General features: G+C 66.7%; 24 protein-coding genes. 20 read left to right on the top strand and 4 right to left on the bottom strand.

Features of this window, described 5'->3' with window-relative positions:
• Positions 1-101 precede the first annotated feature (101 nt).
• The 3 genes from ACGTN6_RS05715 to ACGTN6_RS05725 are packed head-to-tail and all read left to right on the top strand — an operon-like array spanning position 102 to position 2,027.
• Positions 102-1,202, top strand: coding sequence for an NAD(P)H-dependent glycerol-3-phosphate dehydrogenase (locus tag ACGTN6_RS05715; protein ID WP_394590335.1), 1,101 nt, complete (start codon positions 102-104; stop codon positions 1,200-1,202).
• Positions 1,195-1,677 (top strand): phosphohistidine phosphatase SixA, encoded by a 483-nt coding sequence (sixA, locus tag ACGTN6_RS05720; protein WP_394590336.1) that lies wholly within the window; start codon positions 1,195-1,197, stop codon positions 1,675-1,677. The genes ACGTN6_RS05715 and sixA overlap by 8 nt, the downstream gene beginning before the upstream one ends.
• Before the next feature lie 29 nt (positions 1,678-1,706).
• The gene (locus ACGTN6_RS05725; RefSeq protein ID WP_394590337.1) at positions 1,707-2,027 is read left to right on the top strand and encodes an antibiotic biosynthesis monooxygenase family protein; all 321 of its coding nucleotides are present in this window, start codon (positions 1,707-1,709) and stop codon (positions 2,025-2,027) included.
• A 97-nt stretch (positions 2,028-2,124) separates the two neighbouring features.
• Here the strand turns inward: ACGTN6_RS05725 and ACGTN6_RS05730 are convergent, their stop codons facing one another.
• On the bottom strand, positions 2,125-3,087 hold the full coding sequence (locus ACGTN6_RS05730) for an AEC family transporter (RefSeq protein WP_394590338.1): 963 nt from the start codon (positions 3,085-3,087) through the stop codon (positions 2,125-2,127).
• Positions 3,088-3,297: 210 nt separating this feature from the next.
• Here ACGTN6_RS05730 and kdgD point away from each other — a divergent pair, with 210 nt between their 5' ends.
• The 13 genes from kdgD (at position 3,298) to cysN (ending at position 17,568) form a co-directional block, all read left to right on the top strand.
• The gene (gene kdgD, locus ACGTN6_RS05735) at positions 3,298-4,215 is read left to right on the top strand and encodes a 5-dehydro-4-deoxyglucarate dehydratase (RefSeq protein WP_394590339.1); all 918 of its coding nucleotides are present in this window, start codon (positions 3,298-3,300) and stop codon (positions 4,213-4,215) included.
• A 48-nt stretch (positions 4,216-4,263) separates the two neighbouring features.
• On the top strand, positions 4,264-5,316 hold the full coding sequence (locus ACGTN6_RS05740) for an ABC transporter substrate-binding protein (protein WP_394590340.1): 1,053 nt from the start codon (positions 4,264-4,266) through the stop codon (positions 5,314-5,316).
• Between the two features lie 99 nt (positions 5,317-5,415).
• Positions 5,416-5,859: a tripartite tricarboxylate transporter TctB family protein gene (locus ACGTN6_RS05745; protein WP_183389676.1), complete on the top strand. Its 444-nt coding sequence runs from the start codon at positions 5,416-5,418 to the stop codon at positions 5,857-5,859.
• Positions 5,860-5,872: 13 nt separating this feature from the next.
• Complete coding sequence (locus tag ACGTN6_RS05750) at positions 5,873-7,384, top strand: tripartite tricarboxylate transporter permease (protein WP_394590341.1); 1,512 nt, start codon at positions 5,873-5,875, stop codon at positions 7,382-7,384.
• Between the two features lie 34 nt (positions 7,385-7,418).
• Positions 7,419-8,987 carry a galactarate dehydratase gene (gene garD / locus ACGTN6_RS05755; protein WP_394590342.1) on the top strand — a complete coding sequence of 523 codons (1,569 nt, stop codon included), beginning with the start codon at positions 7,419-7,421 and terminating at the stop codon, positions 8,985-8,987.
• Positions 8,988-9,029: 42 nt separating this feature from the next.
• Positions 9,030-10,355 carry an enolase C-terminal domain-like protein gene (locus ACGTN6_RS05760; protein ID WP_394590343.1) on the top strand — a complete coding sequence of 442 codons (1,326 nt, stop codon included), beginning with the start codon at positions 9,030-9,032 and terminating at the stop codon, positions 10,353-10,355.
• Positions 10,356-10,460: 105 nt separating this feature from the next.
• The gene (locus ACGTN6_RS05765; RefSeq protein ID WP_394590344.1) at positions 10,461-12,038 is read left to right on the top strand and encodes an aldehyde dehydrogenase (NADP(+)); all 1,578 of its coding nucleotides are present in this window, start codon (positions 10,461-10,463) and stop codon (positions 12,036-12,038) included.
• Between the two features lie 189 nt (positions 12,039-12,227).
• Positions 12,228-12,872, top strand: a complete 645-nt coding sequence (locus ACGTN6_RS05770) for a hypothetical protein (RefSeq protein ID WP_394590345.1) — start codon at positions 12,228-12,230, stop codon at positions 12,870-12,872.
• 106 nt (positions 12,873-12,978) lie between these two features.
• Positions 12,979-13,626: an NUDIX domain-containing protein gene (locus tag ACGTN6_RS05775; RefSeq protein WP_394590346.1), complete on the top strand. Its 648-nt coding sequence runs from the start codon at positions 12,979-12,981 to the stop codon at positions 13,624-13,626.
• Position 13,627: 1 nt separating this feature from the next.
• Positions 13,628-14,074: a DUF1249 domain-containing protein gene (locus ACGTN6_RS05780; RefSeq protein ID WP_394590347.1), complete on the top strand. Its 447-nt coding sequence runs from the start codon at positions 13,628-13,630 to the stop codon at positions 14,072-14,074.
• A 42-nt stretch (positions 14,075-14,116) separates the two neighbouring features.
• Entirely contained in the window at positions 14,117-14,851 is a 735-nt protein-coding gene (locus ACGTN6_RS05785) for a metallophosphoesterase (RefSeq protein WP_394590348.1), read from the top strand.
• Between the two features lie 115 nt (positions 14,852-14,966).
• A complete protein-coding gene (gene cysD, locus ACGTN6_RS05790) occupies positions 14,967-15,944 on the top strand; it encodes a sulfate adenylyltransferase subunit CysD (protein WP_246393006.1) in 978 nt (325 codons plus the stop codon).
• 196 nt (positions 15,945-16,140) lie between these two features.
• The gene (cysN, locus tag ACGTN6_RS05795; RefSeq protein ID WP_394590349.1) at positions 16,141-17,568 is read left to right on the top strand and encodes a sulfate adenylyltransferase subunit CysN; all 1,428 of its coding nucleotides are present in this window, start codon (positions 16,141-16,143) and stop codon (positions 17,566-17,568) included.
• 185 nt (positions 17,569-17,753) lie between these two features.
• Here the strand turns inward: cysN and ACGTN6_RS05800 are convergent, their stop codons facing one another.
• The 3 genes from ACGTN6_RS05800 to cmoA all read right to left on the bottom strand — a co-directional run bounded on the left by ACGTN6_RS05800 (position 17,754) and on the right by cmoA (position 20,012).
• A complete protein-coding gene (locus ACGTN6_RS05800; protein WP_394590350.1) occupies positions 17,754-18,005 on the bottom strand; it encodes a GlsB/YeaQ/YmgE family stress response membrane protein in 252 nt (83 codons plus the stop codon).
• 269 nt (positions 18,006-18,274) lie between these two features.
• On the bottom strand, positions 18,275-19,267 hold the full coding sequence (cmoB, locus tag ACGTN6_RS05805; protein ID WP_394590351.1) for a tRNA 5-methoxyuridine(34)/uridine 5-oxyacetic acid(34) synthase CmoB: 993 nt from the start codon (positions 19,265-19,267) through the stop codon (positions 18,275-18,277).
• 1 nt (position 19,268) lies between these two features.
• On the bottom strand, positions 19,269-20,012 hold the full coding sequence (cmoA, locus tag ACGTN6_RS05810) for a carboxy-S-adenosyl-L-methionine synthase CmoA (protein WP_394590352.1): 744 nt from the start codon (positions 20,010-20,012) through the stop codon (positions 19,269-19,271).
• 83 nt (positions 20,013-20,095) lie between these two features.
• Here cmoA and pgi point away from each other — a divergent pair, with 83 nt between their 5' ends.
• The 4 genes from pgi (at position 20,096) to parC (ending at position 26,896) form a co-directional block, all read left to right on the top strand.
• The gene (gene pgi, locus ACGTN6_RS05815; protein WP_394590353.1) at positions 20,096-21,781 is read left to right on the top strand and encodes a glucose-6-phosphate isomerase; all 1,686 of its coding nucleotides are present in this window, start codon (positions 20,096-20,098) and stop codon (positions 21,779-21,781) included.
• Between the two features lie 55 nt (positions 21,782-21,836).
• The gene (locus ACGTN6_RS05820) at positions 21,837-22,463 is read left to right on the top strand and encodes a YqiA/YcfP family alpha/beta fold hydrolase (RefSeq protein ID WP_394590354.1); all 627 of its coding nucleotides are present in this window, start codon (positions 21,837-21,839) and stop codon (positions 22,461-22,463) included.
• Between the two features lie 39 nt (positions 22,464-22,502).
• Positions 22,503-24,383, top strand: a complete 1,881-nt coding sequence (gene parE / locus ACGTN6_RS05825) for a DNA topoisomerase IV subunit B (protein WP_394590355.1) — start codon at positions 22,503-22,505, stop codon at positions 24,381-24,383.
• Positions 24,384-24,634: 251 nt separating this feature from the next.
• Positions 24,635-26,896 carry a DNA topoisomerase IV subunit A gene (gene parC, locus ACGTN6_RS05830; protein ID WP_394590356.1) on the top strand — a complete coding sequence of 754 codons (2,262 nt, stop codon included), beginning with the start codon at positions 24,635-24,637 and terminating at the stop codon, positions 26,894-26,896.
• Positions 26,897-26,924 lie beyond the last annotated feature (28 nt).

Genomic DNA, 26,924 nt, shown 5'->3' on the forward strand with positions numbered 1-26,924 from the left:
CCACGGGCCGCCTCGGCGGCCCGCATCGCGCCGATACGACGCCCCCTCATGGGGGCGTTTTTCGTTACAATCCCCGGACCACTTCCAGTCCCGGGGCGACCATGTCCGACGATCACAGTCTTGATCGCAACAACAGTGATGATCGCAACTACAGGGTAGCGGTGCTCGGGGGCGGCAGCTTCGGCACCGCACTGGCCAGCATCGCCGCCGACAACGGCTTCGAGGTGCGCCAGTGGCTGCGCGACCCTGCGCTGGTCGAGCAGATCAACCTCGAGCATCGCAATGGCCGCTATCTGCCCGACTACGCCATCAATCCCGCCGTGCGCGCCTCGACCGCCTTCGAGGAGGTGTTGCCGGGCGCCGGCCTGGTGCTGGTGGCCATCCCTTCCAAGGCCTTCCGCGACGTGGTGCGTCAGGCGCGGCCCTGGCTGGATGCCTCGCAGATCCTGGTCAGCACCACCAAGGGCATCCAGGAGGAGGGTTTCAAACTGATGAGTCAGATCCTCGAGGAGGAGACCGGCTTTGCGCACATCGGCGTGCTGTCGGGACCCAACCTGGCCACCGAGGTCGCCGAACGTCAGCTTACCGCCACCGTGATCGCCAGCCATGACGCCCTGACCCGCACCCGGGTGCAGACCGCACTGGGCTGCGACTACTTCCGGGTCTATGCCAGCAACGATCGCTATGGGGTCGAGCTCGGCGGGGCGCTCAAGAATCTCTACGCCATCGCCGCAGGCATGGCGGCGGCGTTGGGCATGGGCGAGAACACCCGCAGCATGCTGATGACGCGGGCGCTGGCCGAGATGAGCCGCTTCGCCGTGTCCCAGGGGGCCAACCCCATGACCTTCCTCGGCCTGGCGGGCGTCGGCGACCTGATCGTCACCTGCTCCTCGAGCCGTTCGCGCAACTATCGGGTCGGCTTCGCGCTGGGCGAGGGGCGGACCCTGGACGAGGCCGTCGAGGCGCTGGGCCAGGTGGCCGAGGGCGTCAATACCGTGCGTCTGGTACGTGACAAGGCCCGCGAGGAGGGCGTCTACATGCCCATCGCCGAGGGGCTCTATCAGGTACTGTTCGAGGGCGTGCCGGCCCGGGAAATGGCGCGGCTGCTGATGCGCGGCCAGCAGAGCAGCGACGTGGAGTTCGTGCTTTCTCGGGAGGACGTGCAACAGGATCACCGCGACACCGGAGGCGGCCATGACTGAACCGCTGCTGATCATGCGCCACGGCGAGGCCGGATGGGGCAGCCCCGATCCGGCCCGCGAGCTGACCGCGCGGGGCGCCGACGAGGCGGCCCGCATGGGGACCTGGCTGGCCGGGCGCGACGACCTGGCCCTTGACCGGCTGCGGCTGCTGGCGAGCCCCTATCGACGGGCACAGCAGACCGCCGAACGCCTCGGCGAGGCCCTGGGGCTGTCGGTCGAGCCCCTGGACCGAATCACCCCGGACGACTCGCCCGAGGCGGTGGTCGAGTGGCTGCTGGAGCAGGACGGCGATCGGCCGCTGCTGCTGGTCAGTCACATGCCACTGGTGGGCGGGCTCACCGGGCTGCTGGTGGATGGGCGGGCCGATCGAGGGCCGGGGTTTCCCACCGCCGCCATCGCCGAGCTCGCCGCCGAAGTGCCCGCTGCCGGCTGCGCACTGCTGACCCGCTTCACCGCCCCTGCCGATCTCACCTGAGATGGATGTCCCGAAGGAAAGGAGTCGAGATGAGCTACATCGTCAATAATCGCATCCACGTCAATCCGGGCTATGAGGACGAGTTCGAGGCCCGTTTCCGGGCCCGGGCCGGGGAAATCGACAAACAGCCCGGGTTCAAGGCCATGCGGGTGCTCAGGCCCCAGGGCAATCAGGCACCCTATGTGGTGGAGACCGAGTGGGAAAGCCAGGACGCCTTCCGAGCCTGGGTGGGCAGCGACGACTTCAAGCGTGCCCACGCCAACCCGCTGCCGGCGGAGGCCACCGCCGAAGGTGGCGGGCTCGAGCAGTTCGAGGTGGTCGAGGGGACCGTGGCAGGCACTTATCGCTGACCCGATGCATCGGTCGATCTTTCCCCACGGTTCGACAAGACGACGGCGCCCGATGGGGCGCCGTCGTCGTTTCGGGCAGGGAGGTCGCAAGGAGAACCTAGATCAGGCCTGCCGCGCGTAGCACGAAGACGCCGAGCGTCACCGTGAGGCTGGCCATCAGCGTGGTGAGGGCGATGATGTTGGCGGTCAGCGTCTCGTCGTTGCCCATGGCCTTGGCCATCACGAAGGCCGCTGCCGCGGTGGGGCTGGCGAAGAACAGGAACATCACCCCCAGCGCAGGGCCGGTGAATCCCGCCGCCACCGCCAGCAACGTCGCCACGGCGGGCACGACCACCATCTTGGCCAGGCTGGCGCTCAGTGTGGTGCGATAGCCTTTCTTGAGGGCGCGGGTGGAGAGCGTGGCGCCGATGCAGATCAGCGCCAGCGGCAGGGTCAGTGAGGCGAAGTAGTCGCCGGTGGTGGTGAGCCAGCCAGGCAGCGGGACCTCGAACACGGCGAACGGCGTGGCGGCGATTACCGCGAGGATCAGCGGGTTGGTCACGATGTGGTGAAGGATACTGCTCCAGTCGACGCCATGGGAGGCTCCATCCTCCTGAGGCTGGTAGCTCGCCAATACGATCACCGACAGCACGTTGTAGCTCAGGATCACCACGCCCAGCAGCAGCCCGCCCAGCGACAGGCCTGCATCGCCATACATGCCGGCGGCCAGGGCCAGCCCGACGATACCGCAGTTGCCGCGAAACGCCCCCTGCACGTAGACCCCGCGCAGCGGGCGCCGGACCCGCAGCAGGGCCCATCCCCAGGCCGCGACGAAACTCGCCAGGGTAGCCAGGGCGAAGAAGCCGAGCATCCAGGGATCGAGCGTTGCCTCCAGATCGGCATCGGCCAGGCCGAAGAACAGCATCGCCGGCAGGGTGCCGCGAAAGACCAGCTTCGATGCCGTGTTGACGAAGGCCTGGTCGATCCAGCGCAGGCGCTTCAGGCCGATGCCAATGAACACCATGGCGAACACCGGCAGGGTGACGTTGAGGGTCGAGAGGAAGATGTCGATCAATGACATGCGTGCGTCCTGGGGGCGGGCAGTACTGGGATGACGCCGACCGAGCGCGGCGTTCGAGCCTGGTGAGTCGCGATGCAACTTTGGTCTAAATCTACCACAGAGCCTATTGTCAGTCCGAGGTCGGACGGCTAGTTTGTCATTTGTATGATGTATGACATGAGGGCGGCGCCTTTCCTCGTGTCACCCAGCGGACGACAAGAGGACGATCAGGTGAGTTTTACACGCGAAGAGGTCAAGAAGGCTATCAGTGACGGGCTGCTGTCCTTCCCGGTCACCGATTTCGACGCCGAAGGGCGTTTCGACGCCGAGAGCTATCGCCGGCGGCTGGAGTGGTTCATCAGCCACGAAATTTCGGCGGTGTTCGTCGCCGGGGGCACCGGAGAGTTCTTCAACCTGTCACAGGACGAGTTCCGCGAGATCGTGCGTCTGGCGGTGAAGACCGTCGACGGCAAGCTGCCGGTAATCGCCAGTGCAGGCCTTAGCGTCGCCACCGGCAGTGCCTTCGCCCGCATCGCCGAGGAAGAGGGCGCCGACGGCATCCTGCTGATGCCGCCCTACCTGACCGAATGCCCGCAGGACGGCCTGGTGGAGTACGCCCGCCAGATTTGCGATTCAACGTCCATCAGCGTGATCTACTACAACCGAGGCAACGGCATCATGCAGCCGGCGGCGGTACAGCGCCTGGCCGATGCGTGCCCAAACCTGATCGGCCTCAAGGACGGCAAGGGCGACATGCAGGCCCTCAACCGGATCATCAAGACCGTCGGCGACCGCCTGGCCTACGTGGGCGGCGTGCCGACCGCCGAGATCATGGCCGAGGCCTACCTGGCCGTTGGTGTGAATACCTACTCCAGCGCGGTGTTCAACTTCGTGCCGGACATGGCGGTGACCTTCTACAAGGCGCTGCGGGCCGGTGACACCGACACCGTGCGTCGTATCTCGCGTGAGTTCTTCGTGCCCTTCGTCGATCTTCGCGACAACAAGGCCGGCTATGCGGTCAGCCTGATCAAGGCCGGCGTCGAGATCATCGGGCGTCCCGCCGGCAGCGTTCGCGCGCCGCTGGAGATGCCCTCTGCCGACGAGCGGGCTCGTTTGGAAAGCCTGGTCGAAACCGCCAAGGGCTACTGATAGCCCATCTTCACCCACACTCAACAACGACAGCGAAGAGGTGAACCCATGAGCATGCCCAGCATCTACAAGACCCTCGGAACCTCCGTGCTGATGGCCGGTATGGCCTTCGGCAGCACCGCGGCCCTGGCCGCCGACGGACCGCTGCGCGGCAACGTTCGCGTGGTGATCGGCTCGACTTCGACCGGTGGCGACACCTACCAGAACTCGAACATCGTGGTCGATGCCCTGGCCGAGCATCTCGATCTCAACATGAAGGTGGATGCCGTCGGCGCGAGCTCGGCCTTCCGCTTCCTGGATCGCGATCCGCGCGGCAACACCCTGATGATCTTCCATGATCAGTCCTATCTCGGGTACCTGTACGGTGTCGAGGGCTACGAGGACATCTTCGACAAGTACACCATCGGGCCGACCATCGCCATCAACCCGGGCAACGCCTATCTGGTGCCCAAGGACTCGCCCTACCAGACCCTGGACGACGTGATCGCGGCGGTAGGCAACGGCGAGGAGGTACGCGTGGCCATCCAGCCGGGCGGCGTCTCGGAGATCGGCTTCAGTGCCCTGAAGAATGCCATCGCCATCGAGCATCCGGGCATGGAAGACAACCTGGTGGCGGTCAACACCGGTTCTCAGGCCGACAAGAATCAGCAGCTCTTCGACGACCAGGCCGACATGATCAACGGCACCGTGCAGGCCAACGAGCAGTACACCCGCCTGCCGGAAGACGATCAGAAGGCCATGCGCTTCCTGTGGCTCACGGCGCGTAACAGCACCATCGAGCAGGCACCGGAAGACGGGCTGGGGAAGACCACTCGCGAGCAACTGCTTCAGTACGTCGCGCCCAATGTCTCCGTGCCCATGGGCAACGGCGACAACTTCACCTTCGATAAGGAATTCTTCTTCCTCTACAACAAGGACATGGATCCGGCCATCGTCGACCAGATCGATCAGGCGCTCGCCGAGATCTATGCCGAGGGCGAGATCCAGGAGACCCAGAAGAACTCCTTCTTCATCCCCAACTTCAAGCCGTCTGACGAAGCCGCCGAATACCTGGAGACCAAGATGTCCGTCTACGAGGACATCATCACCAATATCCAGTAAGGCAGGATCGCCGGCGGGTCTCCCGCCGGCGCTTCGCGGCTGCTGCTTGAGCCCGCAACGATCGAAAGGCCACCTGATAGAGCCCTTACCGGAGCCGCCATGGAATCAGGACTGTCATCCTTGCTGAGCGTCTCGATCGACTTCGAGACCTCTCATCTTTTCTTTCCCCACATCATTCACTGGCTGATGGGCGGTCTCTTTGCCCTGATTCTGGTGTTCAACGTGGCGCCCTTCCTCGCCGCCGTCCGGCGAGGCGAAAAGACGCTGCCGATCCTGGGCGAGTCCATGGACAAGTTCCGCTTTTTCGGAACCTTGGCGCTGATCGTCGCCTACTTCTACCTGATGGCGGTGGTCGGCAACCTCTTTCCCTATACGGGCTACGGCTTCCTGTTCGTGTCGATGGCCTTCCTGTTCCTGATGTCGCTGATGTACATGCACACCAGGACCCGGCGCAAGGTCATCACGGCTGCCATCAACGCACTCGTGGCGCCGAGCCTGGCGTGGTTCATCCTCGCCAAGCTGTTCCAGATCACTTTGCCGTAGCGGAGACATTTCCATGTTCGATATCCTGTCGCTACTCGATATCACCTTTTTCCTGCTGGCGGCCCTGGGGGCCCTGGTCGGGATCATCTTCGGGGCCATCCCCGGGATGACCGCTACCATGGCCGTGGCGGTGTGTCTGCCGCTTACCTACGCGCTCGGCCTCAATCACGGCCTGGCGCTGCTGCTGGGGCTCTACGTGGGGGGCATCTCCGGCGGCATGGTGCCGGCGGTGCTGCTCAACATTCCCGGTACGCCATCCTCGATCACCACCACTTTCGACGGCTATCCCATGGCCCAGAAGGGCGAGGGTGAGCGGGCCCTCAGGGTCTGCGTGGTGGCGTCACTGATCGGGGGCCTCATCAGCGCCATCGTGCTGTTCCTGTTCGCGCCGGTGCTGGCCGAGTTCTCGATCAAGTTCTCCTACGTCGAGAAGTTTTTGATCATCCTGCTGGCGCTGACCGTCATCGCCTCCATGTCTCGCAACATGCTGGTGGGCATCTTCAGCGGCGTGCTGGGCATCTGGCTGAGCCTGATCGGCACCTACAGCATCTCCGACGGCGGTAACGGTCATACTCGTCTGATGTTCGATTTCCTCGAACCCTACCTGTTCGAGGGCTTCTCCCTGCTGCCGGTGCTGATCGGTATCTTCGGCATCGCCACCATCCTGCTCGAGGCCGAGGAGGGCGTGAAGAGCGGCCTGGCCGGCAAGAACATCGAGTTCGGCAAGGGCGGCGGCTTCTCCCTGGGTATCTTCAAGGGCCGGCTGACCAACCTGGTGCGTTCCTCCTTCATCGGCACCTTCGTCGGCATGCTGCCGGGCGTCGGCGGTAGCGCCGCCTCGGTGCTGGCCTATACCCAGGAGAAGAATCTCTCCCGCGATTCCGGCGAGATGGGCAAGGGCGCGCCCCAGGGCCTGATCGCCTCCGAGTCGGCCAACAATGCCCTGACCGGCGGCGCGCTGATTCCGCTGCTGTCGCTCGGCATCCCGGGGGATTCCACCACCGCCATCCTGATCGGCGCCTTCACCCTGCAGGGCATCCAGGTCGGTCCGCTGTTCATTCCGGAGAACGCCGACACCTGGTACGTGATGATGATCGCCCTGGTGTTCGCCAACGTCGTGATGTTCTTCCTGATGTTCTATGCCATCAAGCACATCGCCAAGGTGGTGCTGGTGCCCAAGTACATCCTCTATCCGATCATCGTGATGATGTGCGTGGTCGGTGCCTACGCCATCAACTACGGCATCATGTTCGACGTCTGGACGCTGCTGATCTTCGGCGTGCTGGGCTACCTGATCCAGAAGGTCGGGCTCGAGGTCGCGCCGCTGATCATCGGCTTCATTCTCGGTAGCCAGGCGGAGGTCTACTTCGTCAAGAGCCTGGAATCCTTCGGCACCTATTCGATCTTCTTTACCAAGAGCCCCATCGCCGTGGTGCTCTGGCTGTTGATCGCCGCCTCGGTGGCCTTCTCCGTGGTGATGGGGCTGAAGAGCCATGCTAAGCGTCGCCTGGAGGCCCCCTCATGAATTCCCGCCATCCGCACAACCGCGAGGCTCGATCATGACCCATTCGACACCGGCCCCCCGGGTGATCCGCATCCATCCGCGCGACAACGTCGCCGTGGTCGTCGGCCAGGGCGGCCTGGCCGCCGGCGAACGCCTCGACGATGGCATCGAGCTGAAGGCCGACGTACCCCAGGGGCACAAGGTCGCGCTGGTGGCGCTGGCGGAGGGGGACGAGGTGATCCGCTACGGCGAGATCATCGGCACGGCCGCCACGGCCATTGCCCAGGGCGGCCACGTCAACGAGACCAACCTGCACATGCCCACGCCGCCGGCGCTGGAGGACCTGCCGCTGGCGACGCGCCCGGCGCCCCCGGCGGAGCCGCTCGAGGGCTATACCTTCGAGGGCTTCCGCAATGCCGACGGCAGCGTCGGCACCAAGAACGTGCTCGGCATCACCACCAGCGTGCAGTGCGTGGCCGGCACCGTCGATCACGTGGTCCAGCGCATCAAGCGCGAGCTGCTGCCGCGCTTCCCCAACGTCGACGACGTGGTGGGGCTCAACCACAGCTACGGCTGCGGCGTGGCGATCAATGCGCCGGCCGCGGTGGTGCCCATTCGTACGCTCAAGCACCTGGCCCGGAACCCCAACTTCGGCAACGAGGTGATGGTCATCGGGCTGGGCTGCGAGAAGCTGCAGCCCTCGACCCTGGTCGAGGACCGGCCGGTGAAGATCTTTGAAAACACCGAAGCCGCCGATCCCGAGGCTAACGTGCTGAGCCTGCAGGACGAATCCTTCGTGGGCTTCGGAGAGATGATCGAGGGCATCATGGCCATGGCCGAGCGCCATCTCGAGCGTCTCGACCGGCGCCGCCGCGAGACCTGTCCGGCCTCCGAGCTGGTGGTCGGCATGCAGTGCGGAGGCAGCGATGCCTTTTCCGGGCTGACCGCCAACCCGGCGGTGGGCTTCGCCACGGACCTGATCGTGCGCGCCGGCGGCAGCGTGATGTTCTCCGAGGTCACCGAGGTGCGCGATGCCATCCATCTGCTGACCCCGCGGGCGGTAAACGCCGAGGTCGGCCAGGCGCTGATCGACCAGATGGCCTGGTACGACGACTATCTCTCTCAGGGGCAGGCGGATCGCAGCGCCAATACTTCACCGGGCAACAAGAAGGGCGGGCTGTCCAACATCGTCGAAAAGGCGCTCGGCTCGGTGATCAAGTCCGGTGATTCGCCGATCGCCGACGTCATCGGGCCGGGGGAGCGTGTGCGCAAGCGCGGCCTGACTTTCGCCGCCACGCCGGCCAGCGACTTCATCTGCGGCACCCTGCAGGCCGCCGCTGGCATGAACCTGCAGGTGTTCACCACCGGCCGCGGCACGCCCTACAACCTGCCGATGACGCCGGTCATCAAGGTCTCCAGCAACTCCACCCTAGGGCAGCGCTGGCACGACCTGATCGATCTCGACGCCGGGCGCATCGCCACCGGCGACGCCACCATCGAGGAGATGGGGTGGGAGCTCTTTCACTTGATCCTAGACGTGGCCAGCGGCCGTCAGCGGGTCGCCGCCGACCGGCTCGGCCTCTACAACGACCTGGTGCTGTTCAACCCCGCGCCGGTGACCTGATTTTCTTTAGCTGGCTCTTTCGAACGTACAAGAGGCAATGCCATGTTTCCCAAGATCACCAAGATGAACATCGTGCCGGTCGCCGGCGAAGACGGCTTCCTGCTCAACCTGAGCGGCGGCCACGCACCCTGGTTCATCCGCTGCGTGCTGGTGCTGGAGGACGAGTCCGGCAACCGCGGTGTCGGCGAGATTCCCACCAGCGAGGGCATCCAGAAAGGGCTCGAGAAGTGCCGCGGCCTGGTGGAGGGAGCGCGGGTCAACGAGGTCAAGCAGGTGCTCACTCGCTGCCGAGGCCTGTTGGCCCAGGGTGGCCCCGAGGAGCGCGGTCGCCAGACCTTCGACCTGCGCGTGGCCGTGCATGTCATCACCGCCATCGAGTCGGCGCTGTTCGACCTCTTCGGCCAGGCGCTGGGCATGCCGGTGGCCGACCTGCTGGGCCAGTACGGCCGCCAGCGCGATGAGGTCGAGGCTCTGGGCTATCTGTTCCTGCTCGGCGACCCGAACAAGACCGATCTGCCGTATCCCCGGGTGACCGATCCGGTCGATGCCTGGGACGAGGTGCGCTATCGCGAAGCCATGACGCCCGAGGCTGTCGCCAACCTGGCCAAGGCCGCCTACGAGCGCTATGGCTTCAAGGACTTCAAGTTGAAGGGCGGCGTGCTGCGCGGCGAGGAAGAGGCCGACTGCATCCGCGCGCTGCATGAAGCCTTCCCCGAGGCGCGCCTGACGCTGGACCCCAACGGGGCCTGGAAACTGGACGAGGCGGTGCGCGTGCTGGAGCCGATCAAGCACCTGCTCAGCTACGCCGAGGACCCCTGCGGCCAGGAAGGCGGGTTCTCCGGCCGCGAGACCATGGCGGAGTTCAAGAAGCGTACCGGGCTGTCCACCGCCACCAACATGATCGCCACCGACTACAAGCAGCTGCAGCTGGCCGTGCAGCTCAATTCGGTCGATATCCCGCTGGCCGACTGCCACTTCTGGACCATGCAGGGCGCCGTGGCCGTGGGCGAGTTGTGCCACGAGTGGGGCATGACCTGGGGCTCGCATAGCAACAATCACTTCGACATCTCGCTGGCGATGATGACCCACGTGGCCGCCGCCTGCCCGGGCGAGATCACCGCCATCGACACCCACTGGATCTGGCAGGACGGCCAGCGCATCACCAAGGAGCCGTTCCAGATCCGGGGGGGCAAGCTGACCGTGCCCAAGACGCCGGGCCTCGGCATCGAGCTGGACGACGACAAGCTCATGGAGGCGCACGAGAAGTACAAGCGTCTCGACGTGACCCAGCGCAACGACGCCATGGCCATGCAGTACCTGATCAAGGGCTGGGAGTTCGATCCCAAGCGTCCGGCCCTGGTCCGCTGATGCGTTGAGACATCCACCCCATTGCCTGGCGAGGCGATATCCATCGAGCGCCTCGCCCGACCTGAACGGCGCCGTGATCCGGCGCCCCACGACAGGAGAAGCCGCATGACCCTGGAAGGCAAGCAACTGATCGGCCAGCAGGCCGTGACCAGCGACGGCAAGCCGATCCACGCCGTCGACCCCGCTACCGGCGAGACCCTGTCCCCGGCCTATCCCGCCGGCGGCCAGGCCGAGGTGGAACAGGCCTGCGAGCTGGCCTGGGCCGCCTTCGACGCCTATCGCGAGACCGGCCTCGAGGCCCGCGCCGCGTTCCTCGAGACCGTGGCCGAGGAGATCGAGGCCATCGGCGATGAGCTGATTGTTCGTGCCATGGCCGAGTCCGGCCTGCCACGCGCCCGGCTGGAGGGCGAGCGCGGCCGCACCTGCGGCCAGCTGCGCCTGTTCGCCAAGGTCGTGCGCGCCGGCGAGTGGCTCGACGTGCGCCTCGATCCGGCGCTGCCCGAGCGTCAGCCGATGCCGCGGGTCGACCTGCGCCAGCGCCATATCGCCCTGGGCCCGGTGGCCGTGTTCGGCGCCTCCAACTTTCCGCTGGCGTTCTCCGTGGCCGGCGGCGACACCGCCTCGGCACTCGCCGCCGGCTGCCCGGTGGTGGTCAAGGCCCACGCCGCCCATCCCGGCACCTCCGAGCTGGTCGGCCGCGCCGTGCAGCGCGCGGTGGCCCGCTGCGAGCTGCACGAGGGCGTGTTCTCGCTGCTCTACGGCTCCGGCCGCGAGCTAGGCCAGGCGCTGGTGCGCGATCCGCGCATCAAGGCGGTGGGCTTCACCGGCTCGCGCAGCGGCGGCACGGCGCTGATGCAGGCCGCCCAGGCGCGCCCCGAGCCGATCCCGGTCTACGCCGAGATGAGCTCCATCAACCCGGTATTTCTGCTGCCCGCCGCCCTGGAATCTCGCGGCCAGGCGCTGGGCGAGGCCTTTATCGGCTCGCTGAACATGGGCGCCGGCCAGTTCTGCACCAATCCCGGGCTGGTCATCGCCGTGAAGGGCGAGGCGCTGGATGCCTTCGTGGCGTCCGCCGCCGAGGCGGTGAAGGCTTCCGCGGCCCAGACCATGCTGACCCCGGGCATCCATGACGCCTACGTGCAGGGCGTCGACGGCCTGGTCGCCAGCAGTAAGGCCCGCGAGGTCGCCCGCGGCGCCGCCGGCGAGGGCCCCAACGCCTGCCAGACCGGGCTGTTCGTGGCCAGCGCGCAGGACTTCATGAGCGACGAGGCGCTGCAGGCCGAGGTCTTCGGCGCCACCTCGCTGGTGGTCGAGTGCGCCGACCTCGACGAGGTCAAGCACGTTGCGGAGTCGCTGGAAGGCCAGCTCACCGCCACCCTGCAGATGGACGACGGTGACCTGGACGCCGCCCGCGCGCTGCTGCCGAGCCTGGAGCGTCGCGCCGGCCGGGTGATGGCCAACGGCTGGCCGACCGGTGTCGAGGTGTGCCACGCCATGGTCCACGGCGGGCCTTATCCTGCCACCTCGGACGCGCGCACCACCTCGGTGGGCAGCGCGGCGATCCATCGCTTCCTGCGCCCGGTGTGCTACCAGAACCTGCCCCAGGGCCTGTTGCCCGAGGCCCTGCGCGACGGCAACCCGGCCGGCGTCAGCCGCCTGGTCGATGGTAAGCGCGAGGCCTGAGGCCCGACGTTCACGTTCAAATTGGCAAGCGGTAAGTGTTTGGCGGCCCTCGGGCCGCCTTTTTTATGACGCATCGCAGACGGCGTCGAGCAGGCGAGAGGATGATCCATATCCGGCTGGCGATTAATTCAAACGTTCGTTACATTTTGGTGGTGACGCCCAATAACCACAATGCACGAGGAAACCGCCATGCCTACACATCGATTGCTCTCCCTTGTTCTCGGGATAGGGCTCGTGTTCGCACCGACGCTCTCGGCCCTGGCCTGGGAAAATGAGCTTTTCTCGCTACGCAGCCGCTGGGAGCACACCACCACCGCCATGCCGGAGGCACGGCGCGCCGACGCCCTGGAGGCCCTCGCCGCGGAGGCGAAGACGCTGGCGCAGGCCAACCCCGACACCGTGGCCGTGAGGGTCTGGCAAGGCATCATCCTGGCGTCTCTGGCCCGGGAGAGCGGCGGCCTGGACGCCCTGGGAGCGGCCAAGGAAGCGCGTCGGGTGCTGGAATCGGCCCTCGAGCTCGATCCCCAGGGCTATCATGGCTCGGCCTATGTGACCCTCGGCGCGCTCTATGATCGGGCGCCAGGGTGGCCGGTGGCCTTCGGCGACGACGATACCGCCGCACAGATGTTCCAGCGTGCCGAAGCGATACGTCCCGACGGCATCGACGTCAATATCTATTACGCGGCTTTCCTCGAGGACGAGGGGCGGGACGCCGAGGCCCTGGCCCATGCGCGACGGGCCCTGAATGGCCCGATCAGAGAGGGGCGCGAGGCGTCCGACGCTGCGCTGCGCGCCCAGGCAAGGGCCATGGTCGAGCGCCTGGGGAACGAATAGCCCGCGGCGAATGTTCAGGCGGCTGACCACGGTTCGATGAGCCGCGAGGTTGGCAGGCCTGCCGCGGACCCTGATAATGGACCCTTTCGTATTCACCGGAGGGGCCATGTCGGACACCGATCGCACCCAGCCGCTCGATGCCCTGGCCGCCGCGCCGTTCGATGCCGGCGACGTGGAGCTGACTGAGCGTCGCTGCCTGCACCAGGGGTTCTTTCGCCTCGACGAGCTGCATCTGCGGCACCGCCTGTTCGAGGGGGGCTGGAGTGCTCCGATGGTGCGCGAGGTGCATCATCGCCATGACGCCGTGGGCGTCCTGCTCTACGATGTGGAACGAGACGCCGTGGCGCTGGTGGAGCAGTTTCGCCCCGGTGCCCTGGCCGATCCCGACTCGCCCTGGAAGCTGGAAATCGTGGCGGGACTGGTCGAGCATGGAGAGAGCCTGGCCGAGGTGGCCCGTCGGGAGGCCGAGGAAGAGGCCGGTTGTGCGTTGGGTGAGCTGATCGAGCTGCATACCTACTATCCGAGCCCGGGGGCCTGCGATGAGCGGGTCACGCTGTTCTGCGGCCTCATCGACAGCCATGGCCTGGGCGGTATCCATGGCCTCGACGAGGAACACGAGGATATTCGCGTGCATGTGCTGTCCTTCGCCCGCGCCTGGGAACTCCTGATGGCCGGTCGACTCGACAATGCCATGTGCCTGATCGCCTTCCACTGGCTGGCGGCGGAGCGGGCCTCATTGAGAGCGAGGAGGTAGCGTGTCGAGAAACGCCTACGTGACCGACCTGAAGACCCTGCAGGGTGAGTGCACCGCCAACTACGTGCGGCTGAGCCGCCTGCTGGGCGACATGGAGGTCGGCGAGTCCCGTGAGGTGGAGCTGGTCAGCCATGGGCGCCGGGTCGGCGCGCTGTGCCTGGAGCTCCTGGAACGAGCGCCCTACACCAGCATCGTGCGGGTCTCCCAGAGCGGTGTGCTCGATGGGGTGCTCGAGACGCCGCGCATGCGGGTGCACCTCTATCACGACGTGCGCATGGCCGAGGTCAACGACTTCCAGCGCCAGCGGCACTTCGATGGTCGCTATCGCTACCCCAACGCCCGCATGCACCAGCCCGACGAAAAGCTCCAGCTCAACCGCTTCCTCGGCGAGTGGCTCGACCATGGCCTGGCCCACGGCCATTCCCTGGACCTGCCCGAGCTTCCCTGACGCCTTTCCCTGACAAGCCCCACCGATGAGCCGCCTGGCCCGATGCGACTGATCCAACTGACCGACTTCCACCTGCATGCCGACCGCCTCGCACGCTCGCGCATCGGCCTGCCGCACCGGCAACTCGAGCGCGTGGTGGCCGCCGCCGTGCGCCTGCGCCCCGACCTGGTGCTGGTCACCGGCGACGTCAGCGAAGATCGCTCCGCAGCGTCCTATGCCGAGGCGGCACGCCTGCTCTCGGGCTTCGACTGCCCGTGGAGCTGGCTGCCCGGTAACCATGACGAGCCCGGCCTGATGGCCGAGTGCCGCCCCTTCGACGAGGTCCTGGATCTGGGCGAGCGTCGGTTGCTGCTGCTCGACACCCAGCGAATTGGCGAGGAGGCCGGCGAACTCGGCGTGGCGCGCCTGGCGGCACTGGACGAGCGGCTCGCCGAGGATACCCGCCCGACCCTGGTGGCCATGCACCATCCGCCCGTGGCGGTGGGCTCCGCCTGGATGGATGCACTAGGCTTGAGGGACGCTGCGGCCTTCTGGGACTGCCTGGCCGGCCACCGGCACGTCGAGGCGGTGTTGTGTGGCCATATTCACCAAGCCTTCAGCGGCCACGGCCCCGCATCGGCCGGCAGGGTGACGGTCTACGGCTGTCCCTCGACCAGCGACCAGTTCCTGCCGAGCTCTGTCGACTTCGCCGTGGACGAGGCCGCCTGGCCAGGTTTCAGGGTGGTCGACCTGGGAGGGAGGAAACTCGAGACCTGGGTCGAGCGCCTTGCGCCCTGATAGCTCTATTGCGTCTAAAAAGATAGATATTAATTCTTTTACGTTATTATCGCGAAGGCGGTACCCTCTGTCGCATGATTCCCTTTCCGCCCACGTCATGCGAGGTAGCCGGGCCATGAACAGTCTTCATGCACCGACACGCGAGAGCGCCGTCCAGGCCGAGGGCAGCAGCGCCCCCGCCGGCCTGACGCCGCGGCGGCTGACCCATCTGCAGCAGCTGGAAGCCGAGTCCATCCACATCATCCGCGAGGTGGCGGCCGAGTTCTCCAACCCGGTGATGCTCTACTCCATCGGCAAGGATTCCTCGGTGATGCTGCATCTGGCGCGCAAGGCCTTCTATCCGGGGCCGCCGCCGTTTCCGCTGATGCACGTCAACACCACCTGGAAGTTTCGCGAGATGATCGAGTTCCGCGACCGCATGGCTGCGGAGTCCGGGATGGAGCTGATCGAGCACATCAACGAGGAAGGCCGGGCCGCCGGCATCAACCCGTTCGATCATGGCTCCAGCGGCTATACCGACGTGATGAAGACCCAATCGCTCAAGCAGGCCCTGGACAAGTACGGGTTCGATGCCGCCTTCGGCGGTGCGCGCCGCGACGAGGAAGCCAGCCGCGCCAAGGAGCGCGTGTTCTCGTTCCGCGACAAGTATCACCGCTGGGATCCCAAGAATCAGCGCCCCGAGCTGTGGAATCTCTACAACGCCCGGGTCAACAAGGGCGAGTCGATCCGCGCCTTCCCGCTCTCCAACTGGACCGAGCTGGACATCTGGCAGTACATCTACCTCGAGTCGATCCCCATCGTGCCGCTGTATTTCTCCGCGCCGCGTCCGGTAGTCGAGCGCGACGGCATGCAGATCATGGTCGACGACGACCGCATGCCGCTCGAAGAGGGCGAGGTGCCCGAAGAGAAATGGGTCCGCTTCCGCACCCTGGGCTGCTACCCGCTGACCGGCGCGGTGGAGTCCAGGGCCACCACGCTGCCCGAGATCATCCAGGAAATGCTGCTGACCCGCACCAGCGAGCGTAGCGGCCGCGCCATCGACCACGACCAGGCCGGCTCGATGGAGAAGAAGAAGCGCGAGGGGTACTTCTAACGCGCCGAAGGCGCGTTAGCGAGCCGGAAGCTGGAAGCTTGAAGCTGTAAGAATACCCAAGAGACACTCTTGGCGGGTTCGGGAAGCTTCAGGCATGCAGGTCACCGGCAAGGTTATCCAACGAATGAGATTCAGCGGTGAGTCGGGGAGCTCCGGGGCTCTTCCGGCTTACAGCTTACAGCTACAGGTGTGTTACATGGCACATGCATCGGATTTGATAGCCGACGATATCGAAGCCTATCTCCACGAGCACGAGAACAAGGACCTGCTGCGCTTTATCACCTGCGGCAGCGTCGACGACGGCAAGTCGACCCTGATCGGCCGGCTGCTGCACGACTCCAAGATGATCTTCGACGACCAGCTGGCGGCCATCACTCAGGCGTCGAAGAAGAGCGGCACCACCGGTGAAGAGGTGGACCTGGCGTTGCTGGTCGATGGCCTGCAGTCCGAGCGGGAGCAGGGCATCACCATCGACGTGGCCTATCGCTTCTTCTCCACCGACAAGCGCAAGTTCATCATTGCCGATACCCCGGGACACGAGCAGTACACCCGCAACATGGCCACCGGGGCATCCACCGCGGGGCTGGCGGTGATCCTGATCGACGCCCGCTACGGCGTGCAGACCCAGACCAAGCGCCACAGCTTCATCGCCGATCTGGTGGGCATCCGCCACCTGGTGATCGCGATCAACAAGATGGACCTGGTGGACTATAGCCAGCAGCGCTTCGACGAGATCGTCGCCGAGTATCGCGCCTTCGCCGAGCAGCTCGGCGCCGACGACATCCGTTTCGTGCCGCTCTCGGCGCTCAAGGGCGACAACGTCGTCAACAAGAGCGAGGCGATGAGCTGGTACGCCGGCCCAGCGCTGCTGGAACTGCTCGAGAGCGTCGAGGTGCGCGCCGACCACAACCTGACTGACCTGCGCCTGCCAGTCCAGTACGTCAACCGCCCGAACCTGGACTTCCGCGGCTACGCCGGGACCCTGGAAGCGGGCGTGCTGCGCCCCGGTCAGGCGATCAAGGTGCTGCCGTCCGGCAAGACGTCGACGGTCGAGCGCATCGTCACCTTCGACGGCGATCTGGAGGATGCCTGGCCGGGTCAGGCGATCACCGTGACCCTGGCTGACGAGATCGACATCTCGCGCGGCGACTGGATCGTTGCCGCCGACGCCGAGGTGACCGAAGCCACCGCCTTCGATGCCGATCTCGTGTGGATGAACGAGCAGGCCCTCGAGCCGGGTCGCCAGGTCGACATTCGCCTCGCCGGGCGCTCCGTGGCCGGTCAGATCGAGGCCATCCACTACCAGGTGGACGTCAACACCCTGGAGCATCACGACGCGGCGCGTCTCGAGCTCAACGCCATCGCCCGCTGCCGTGTGGCGCTGACCGGCGAAGTGCCGATCGACGCCTACGAGCGCAGCCCGGGCACCGGCAGCTTCATCGTCATCGATCGGCTGTCCAACGTCACCGTGGGGGCGGGCATGATCCGCGGTGCCGCCGAGGCCGGTGACGGCGCGGCGTCGGGCGAGGTCGACTGGGCCGGCTTCGAGGTCGAGCTCAATGCCTTGGTGCGCAAGTATTTCCCGCACTGGGAGGCCAAGGACGTTCGCGAGCTGCTCAAGTAAGCGTACGCTCCTGCCATCAAGGGCCCGGCGACCGAGTTCGCCGGGCCCTTGGCGTCTCATCGGGTGGCATCATGTGGCGGTGACACTGGCCAGGTGGTTCGCCACACCACGAGAAAGCCGCTCTTTCGGAGCGGCTTTCTCGTGTTTCATGCTTGCCCGCGGACGGAGCGGCTCCGGCAAGCGCGTCAGGCCTTCTTGAGCATCCGGTAACCGCCCAGCAGGACCAGGGCGCCTACAATGGCCGTGACGAAGCTGCCCAGGCTGAAGTCACCCATCGAGCCGACTCCGACGAGTGAGCCGAGCCAGCCACCCACGAAGGCGCCGGCAATACCGATCAGGATGGTCACGATAATGCCGCCGGGGTCCTTGCCCGGCATGATCCACTTGGCCAGAATGCCGGCGATCAGGCCGAACAGAATCCACGCTAGAAATCCCATGATTGCTCTCCTTGCTTGGTAGTGGTCCCTCTCGATGACGACCACAGGCCCCGTTCCCGTTGCCGTGCGGCAGGCGCTGACAAGAGGTGGGGATGACATGTGGCGTCGGCCGCCAAGGTATCACACCACCTTCCGAGGAAGCGCTGAAGAAATGTGAAGCTAAAGGTGCATGGAGCTCAGTGGTCGGCGTGTCAGGTGACATCAGAGAGGGCTGAGAGCATCGCGCACCGCGGTGATGCTCTCGCGGCCATCGATCGTGACAGCCGATATCAGCCCGGCCGGTTGGCGATCAGCACCGCGCGGCGCGGTGCCGGGTGACCCTCACGAGTCTTCGACGGATCCTCCGGGTCGAGGAAGTCGGCCAGTGACTGGAAGGTCATCCAGTCGGTGGCGCGCTGCTCGTCGAGCGAGGTGTCGGCCTCGTCGACCACCCGCACGTTGTCGAAGCCGGCGCGCTCGAGCCACTGGCACAGCGCGGCGGAGGAGGGCAGGAAGTAGACGTTGGGCATGGCGGCGTAGCGCTCGCCCGGTAGCAGCACCGTGGTGGCGTCTCCCTCGACCACCAGGGTCTCCAGCACCAGTTCGCCGCCGGGGCGCAGCGCGGCCTTGAGCTGAGCCAGGTGCTCGAGCGGCGAGGGGCGGTGGTAGAGCACGCCCATCGAGAACACGGTATCGAAGAAGGCCAGCGCCTCCGGCACGTCCTCGATGCCCACCGGCAGGAAGTGCACCGCGCCGCCGTCGGCATCGCCGACGAAGTGGCGCACCGCCTGGAACTGCCAGTAGAAGCGCGGTGAGGGGTCGATCACCAGCACGAAGCCGGCGCCGTCGCCGGCCATGCGCCAGGCGTGATAGCCATTGCCGCCGCCCACGTCGAGCACCTTGCGGCCGGCCAGTGGTGCCAGGTGCGGGGCCACCCGCTGCCACTTCCAGTCGGAGCGCCATTCGGTGTCGATAGTCACCCCGCCGAGTCGATAAGGGCCCTTGCGCCAGGGCGCCAGCACGCGCAGCAGGCTCTCGCTCTGGCGGCGTCGCGAGGCGTCGAGGGCGACGTCCACGGTGACGTGGTCGGCGTCGAGGCGTACCTCGCGGCCTTCCGGCAGCGGCGGCAGCTTGGTCACCGCCTTCTCCCAGGCCGGCAGGTCGCCGAAGCGCGATCGGTCGAGGCCGCGAGCCAGCTGCTCGGGCAGCCGAGCCAGCCAGGCGTCGAGGCCCCGGTCGAGGAAGGCCTGGTAGAGCGGGCGATGGGCGTCGGGAATCGGCACCTCAATCCTCCTTGAAGGCGATCAGAGAGGCGAAGTTCAGGTACTGGAACCACACCAGCGAGCGCGAGAAGCCGGCGCGGGCCAGCCGCGCCTGGTGGGCTTCCAGGGTGTCCGGCACCAGCACGTTCTCCAGCGCGGTGCGCTTCTGGCTGATCTCCAGGTCGCTGTAGCCGTTGGCGCGCTTGAAGTCGTGGTAGCGTTCCACCAGCCAGGCGTTGTCCTGCTCGTCGGCGGCCTTGATCTTCTCGGAGAGCACCAGCACGCCGCCGGGCTCCAGGGCGTCATAGAGGCTTGCGATCACGGCATCGCGATCTTCGGGCGCCAGGAACTGCAGGGTGAAGTTGAGCAGGATCATCCCCGAGGGTTCGTAGTCGAGGGCGCGGATGTCGCCCTCGGTAACCGTCAGGTCGTGATCCGGACTTTCGGTGGTCAGCGTCTCGCGGGCCCGCTCGACCATGGTGGGGGAGAGGTCCACCCCGGTGTAGCGGAAGGCCGCCGGCGGCAGTTGGCCGGCCAGGGCCAGACCGGCGGCACCCAGCGAGCAGCCCAGATCGTAGACATGGCCGCCGTGGCGCAGGTGCCGGCGGGCCAGCGGACCGAGCATGGCCAGGATCTGACCGTAGCCCGGCACCGAGCGGCGAATCATGTCGGGAAAGCAGGCCACTACCCGCTCGTCGAACGAAAAACGCGCCACCCGGTCCAGGGGTGTGGAAAAGATGGCGTCACGGTAAGATGCGTCACACATGGGCAGGGCTGGGCAAATGGGCTGGAAGCCCGCCATTCTACGCCTCCCTGCCGTCGGCTGCACGAAAGACCCAGGAGGCCACCATGAGCCACCCCCCCGTCGATCAGCGGGGTGCTTGGCGCGCCCTGAAGGACCATGCCGCGAGCATGGGGCAACGCCACCTGCGCGAGCTCTTCGCTGAGCACCAGGGACGATACTCCACCTTTACCCGGCACGCCGCCGGACTGACGCTGGATCTCTCCAAGCAGCGCTGGAGCGAGCAGACGCTCGATATGCTGCTGGACCTGGCCCGGGATGCCAAGGTACCCGAGGCCGTTCATCGGCTGCTGGCCGGCGAGCGCGTCAACCGCAGCGAGGACCGGCCGGCGCTGCACACCGCCCTGCGCCTGCCGGCGGATGCCCGACTCGAGGTCGAGGGGCAGGACCTGGTGGCCTCCGTGCATGCCACCCTGGATCGCATGGAGGACATGGTCGAGCGCTTTCATGCCGGCCAGTGGCGTGGTGCCACCGGCAAGCCGATCCGCGATGTGGTCAATCTCGGCGTCGGTGGTTCCGATCTGGGGCCGCTGATGGTCACCCATGCGCTGGCCGATTACCGTCCCGACGACGTCCACCGCGTCGACGTGCACTTCGCCTCGACCATGGACGGCTCGCAGCTCGCCGACTATCTGGCGCGGCTCAATCCCGAGACCACGCTGTTCGTGCTGTCGTCGAAGTCGTTCACCACCATCGACACCCTGTCCAACGCCCGCACCGCCCGCGACTGGCTCAAGGCGCGGCTACTGGGCGGCGCCCGCCAGGAGGGCGTCGATGAGTCGCTGGTGATGCGCCAGCACTTCATCGGTGTCTCGGCGAGCCCCGAGAAGATGGCCGAATGGGGCATCGCCCCGGCTCACCAGCTCGAGTTCTGGGAGTGGGTGGGTGGTCGCTACTCGCTGTGGGGCGCCATCGGGCTGCCCATCGCCCTGGTGGTGGGCATGGCGAATTTCCGCGGCCTGCTGGCCGGGGCTCATGCCATGGATCGCCACTTCCACGAGGCGCCACTGGCCGACAACTTGCCGGTGCTGCTGGCGCTGGCGGGAATCTGGAACGTCAATTTCCTCGATATCCGCGCCCACTCCATCCTGCCCTACGACGGCCGACTGGAGTACTTCGCCGCCTACCTGGAACAGCTCGAGATGGAGTCCAATGGCAAGTCGGTGACCAACGACGGCGAGCCGGTGGGCTACTCCACCTGCCCGGTGCTGTGGGGGCAGCTCGGCCCCAACGCCCAGCACGCCTTCTACCAGCTGCTCCATCAGGGCACCCAGGCCGTGGAGTGCGATTTCATCGCTCCAAGGGTGCGCTACGACGATGTCGCCGACCCGGCGACCCGCGATCACCTGATGGGCCAGCATCGCCTGACGCTGGCCAACTGCTTCGCCCAGTCCCGGGCGCTGATGCTCGGCGACGCCGCCGTGGCCGATGACGGTCCGCGCCCCGGCCATCGCCGCTATCGCGGCAACCAGCCGTCCAGCACCCTGCTGCTCGACCGGCTCACCCCACAGACGCTGGGTGCGCTGGTCGCCCTTTACGAGCACAAGGTGTTCGTCCAGGCGACGATCTGGGACATCAACCCCTTCGACCAGTGGGGCGTGGAGTTGGGCAAGACCCTGGCCGGAGAGACGCAGCGCATCCTCCGGCGTGAGGCCGGCCTCGAGGGCATGGACGACTCCACGCGTGGCCTGATCGAGGCGGTGTGGGCGGCCGAACCGCAGGCGGACGCATGATTCGCCCGATGGTCGTGAACGGTGTCGGGCTGGCCATTTATACAGGGTGTCGGGTATGCTGAGCGCCGGTCTGCCGCGGTTGCCGACCAGCGGGGTGCTCTACCTGCATGGCTTCAACAGCGGTGCCGCCTCGCCCAAGGCGGCGCTGATGCGCGAGGCCTGCGCGGAACTCGGCTTGCCCTGCGCCACGCCGGACTTGCCGCATCGCCCCGAACAGGCCCTGGACGAAGCCGCCGCCCGGCTCGGCGCATTGGGCGACCGTCCGCTGGTGGTGGGCAGCTCCATGGGTGGCTTTCTGGCGACGCTGCTCGCCGAGCGCCACGATCTGCCGGGGGCGCTGATCAATCCGGCGGTCTCCCCGGCACGGCTGGTGGACGCCTGGATCGGTGAGGCCTTCGTCAACCCGTACAGCGGCGAGCGTTTTGTGGTCGAAGCCGCCCATCGTCGGGCGCTGGAGCACATGACGCCGACCCGGGTCACGGCGGAGCGCTACCTGCTGCTGCTGGGCACCGCCGACGAGACGCTGGACTGCCGCGACGCCTTCGCGTTCTATCAGGGGGCCAGGACCATTCTTCACCCCGGCGGTGATCACGGTTTCTCGGCGCTGGCCGACTACCTGCCGGCGATCCTCGCCCAGGGCGGTCATGCCCTGGCGCCTGGCCGAGTGGCAGCCCGCGGTTGAACGCGTGGATTCGAACATGCATAGGAAACAGACGACGCCATGACCCAATACAGTGCCAGCTCGATCGAGGTGCTCGCCGGGCTCGAACCGGTGCGCAAGCGCCCGGGCATGTACACCGACACCGCGCGCCCCAACCACCTGGTGCAGGAGGTCATCGACAACAGCGTCGACGAGGCGCTGGCCGGCCACGCCAAGCGCATCGGCGTGCGACTGTTCGAGGACGGCGGCGTCGAGGTCAGCGACGACGGCCGCGGCATGCCCATCGACATCCACCCTGAGCATGGCGTCTCCGGGGTCGAGCTGATCATGACCAAGCTGCATGCCGGCGGAAAGTTCTCCTCCTCGAGCTATCGCTTCTCCGGTGGGCTGCACGGGGTCGGCGTCTCGGTGGTCAATGCGCTCTCCAAGCGTCTCGAAGTCGAGGTGCTCAAGGGGGGCGAACGCCACGGCATGGCGTTCGAGCACGGCGAGACGGCTTCGCCGCTGGAAGTCATCGGTTCCGCCGCCAAGCGCGCCACCGGCACCCTGGTGCGCTTCTGGCCGGAGGGAAGCTACTTCGATTCACCGCGGCTGTCCCTGTCGCGTCTCAAACATCTGCTGCGTGCCAAGGCGGTGCTTTGTCCGGGGCTCGAGGTCACCCTTACCGAAGCCGACGGAACCCAGAGCGTGTGGCAGTTCGAGGACGGCCTGCGCGACTACCTGGCCCAGGCCACCGACGGCTATGAGGTGCTGCCGTCCTCGCCCTTCGTCGGCCACTTCGCCGACGAGGAGCACGGCGTGGACTGGGCCGTGCAGTGGCTGCCGGAGGGCGGCGAGCCGCTGCTCGAGAGCTACGTCAACCTGATCCCCACACCCCAGGGCGGCACCCATGTCAATGGCCTGCGCGCCGGCCTGCTGGAAGCGCTGCGCGAGTTCTGCGACTACCGCAGCCTGCTGCCGCGCGGCGTGAAGCTGACCGCCGAGGACCTCTGGGAGCGGGTCGCTTTCGTGCTCTCTGTGAAGATGCTCGATCCCCAGTTCGCCGGCCAGACCAAGGAGCGGCTGTCGTCGCGCACCGTAGCCGGCTTCGTCTCCGGGGTGGTCAAGGATGCCTTCTCGCTGTGGCTCAACCACCACGTCGACCAGGCCGAGGCGCTGGCCGAGCTGGTGATCAGCGCCGCCCAGCGGCGCCAGAAGAGTGCCAAGAAGGTGGCGCGCAAGAAGGTCACCTCGGGCCCCGCTCTGCCCGGCAAGCTGGCCGATTGCTCCGGCCAGGACCCTGCCGCCAGCGAGCTATTCCTGGTCGAGGGCGACTCGGCAGGCGGCAGCGCCAAGCAGGCCCGGGACCGCGAGAGTCAAGCGATCCTGCCGCTGCGCGGCAAGATCCTCAACACCTGGGAGGTGGAGTCCCACGACATCTACGGCTCCCAGGAGGTCCACGACATCGCGGTGGCGATCGGCATGGACCCGGGCAGCGACGACCTCTCCAAGCTGCGTTACCACAAGATCTGCATCCTCGCCGACGCCGACTCCGACGGCCTGCACATCGCCACCCTGCTGTGCGCCCTGTTCGTGCGCCATTTCCCGGCGCTGGTCGACGCCGGCCACGTCTTCGTGGCCATGCCGCCGCTGTATCGCATCGACCTGGGCAAGGAGGTCTTCTACGCCCTGGACGAGAGCGAGAAGGCGGCGATTCTCAAGCGTCTGGAAGGCAAACGCGGCACGCCCAACGTCCAGCGCTTCAAGGGCCTGGGCGAGATGAGTCCGCTGCAGCTGCGCGAGACCACCATGGCAGCCGATACCCGCCGGCTGGTGCAGCTGACCCGTGAGGAAGGCGACGGCACCCTCGAGATGATGGACATGCTGCTGGCCCGCAAGCGTGCCGGTGATCGCAAGAGCTGGCTCGAAGATTACGGCAACCTCGCCGAGATCGAGGTGTGACCCGGCTTTGCCGGGAGCTGTAAGCCGTAAGCTTGAAGCTGGAAGAAATACCGAGGCGAGCGGCGCCGGGGACAGCCCGCAGCGGAGGTCCTATGCCATGGATGGCATCGGTAGCGCCCATGGATGGGTTTACAGCGCCTCCGCCTAGGGCTGTCGCCGGGTAAGCCGCGATTCGAAGCCGCGGACTCCGATGAGTTTTCAGTGGGACGATCCTCAAACGATTCCACGATCGTGAATAAGGTCAAATTGCTATGACCATGGATATCCAAGTGGCGGAGGGCGACGTCGAGCGCCTGTCCCTCCGCGAGTACACCGAGAAGGCGTACCTCGACTACTCGATGTACGTCATCCTCGACCGGGCGTTGCCGCACATCGGCGACGGCATGAAACCGGTCCAGCGGCGCATCGTCTACGCCATGCGCGAGCTGGCGCTGAACGCCAGCGCCAAGTACAAGAAGTCGGCGCGTACCGTCGGCGACGTGCTGGGCAAGTTCCACCCCCACGGCGACAGCGCCTGCTACGAGGCCATGGTGTTGATGGCCCAGTCGTTCAGCTATCGCTATCCGCTGGTGGACGGGCAGGGCAACTGGGGCAGCCCCGACGATCCCAAGTCCTTCGCCGCCATGCGCTATACCGAGGCGCGGCTGTCGAAGTTCGCCGAGGTGCTGCTCGCCGAGCTCGGCCAGGGCACCGTGGACTGGACCCCCAACTTCGACGGCACCATGCAGGAACCGGTGGTGCTGCCCTCGCGGCTGCCCCATGTGCTGCTCAACGGCGGTACCGGTATCGCCGTGGGCATGGCCACCGACATCCCGCCCCACAACGTGGGCGAAGTGGTCGATGCCACCTGCCACCTGCTGCGCCACCCCGAGGCCACCACCGGCGATCTGGTGGAGTACCTGCCGGGGCCGGACTTTCCCACCGCCGCCGAGGTCATTACCCCCCGGGCCGAGCTGCGCAAGGTCTACGAGAGCGGCCGCGGCTCGGTGAAGATGCGCGCCCGCTACGGCCTGGAAGAAGGCAGCGTGGTGATCAGCGCGCTGCCTTACCAGGTCAGCGGCGCCAAGGTGCTCGAACAGATCGCCGGCCAGATGCAGGCCAAGAAGCTGCCCATGGTCGCCGACCTGCGCGACGAGTCGACCCATGAGGAGCCCACACGGCTGGTGATCGAGCCGCGTTCCAACCGCGTCGATATCGAGGCACTGATGGCGCACCTGTTCGCCACCACCGACCTCGAGAAGAACATCCGCATCAACATGAACGTGATCGGCCTGGACGGCCGGCCGCGGGTCATGCCGCTGCCCGACCTGCTCGGCGAGTGGCTGCGCTTTCGTCGCAGCACGGTACGCCGGCGCCTGGAGCATCGTCTGGGCAAGGTCCAGGATCGCCTGCATATCCTCGAGGGCCTGCTTGCGGCTTACCTCAACATCGACGAGGTGATCCGCATCATCCGTGAGGAGGACGAGCCCAAGGCCGCGTTGATCGAGGCCTTCGGCCTCAGCGAGCGTCAGGCCGAGGCGATCCTCGAGCTGCGCCTGCGTCACCTGGCCAAGCTCGAGGAGATGAAGATCCGCGGCGAACAGGACGACCTCGAGGCCGAGCGCGCCCGCTTGGAGGAGCTGCTCGGCTCCGAGGCCGCGCTCACCGACCTGATCGAGGAAGAGCTGCGCACCGCCGCGAAGGACTACGGCGACGAGCGTCGCTCGCCGCTGGTTGAACGCGAGGAGGCCAAGGCGCTGTCCGAGGTCGAGCTGCTCGGCGCCGACCCGATCACGGTCGTGCTCTCCGAGAAGGGCTGGATCCGTGCCGCCAAGGGCCACGACATCGACCCGACGGGGCTCTCCTACAAGGCCGGCGACCGCTTCGCCCTGGCCGCACGAGGCAAGACCAACCAGCCGCTGGTGCTGCTCGACGACACCGGCCGTGCCTACACGCTGGCCGCGCATAACCTGCCCAGCGCCCGCAGCCAGGGCGAGCCGGTCACCGGTCGGGTCAACGTGGCGGCCGGCGCGCATATGGCAGGCGTCATGCTGGCGCCGCCAACCACCCGTTACCTGCTTGCCTCGGATGGCGGCTACGGCTTCGTCGCCAGCCTCGAGGCGCTCACCGGCAAGAACAAGGCCGGCAAGGCGGTGCTCAGCGTGCCCAGGGGCTGCAACGTGGTGCCGCCCCTGGCCATCCCGGACGGCGAGGGCATCAGCGTCGCGGCGGTCTCCAACGAGGGGCGGCTGCTGGTGTTCCCGCTCGAGCAGCTGCCGGAGCTGGCCAAGGGCAAGGGCAACAAGATGCTCGACATCCCCGGGGCGCGGGCCGCGCGACGCGAGGAGTTCCTGCGCGACCTGGCGCTGCTGTCATCCGGCCAGGCCCTGGTGGTGCATGCCGGCAAGCGCAAGCTGACGCTCAAGGCCGAGGATCTCGACTACTATCGGGGAGAACGCGGCCGCCGCGGCAGTAAGCTGCCCCGAGGCCTGCAGAAGGTCGACCGCCTGGAAAGCTTGAAGCCGGAAGCTTGAAGCGTGAAGAAACCCCGGCTCGGGGCTG

This window comes from Halomonas sp. B23F22_20 (assembly GCF_043496985.1).
Classification (GTDB): domain Bacteria; phylum Pseudomonadota; class Gammaproteobacteria; order Pseudomonadales; family Halomonadaceae; genus Halomonas.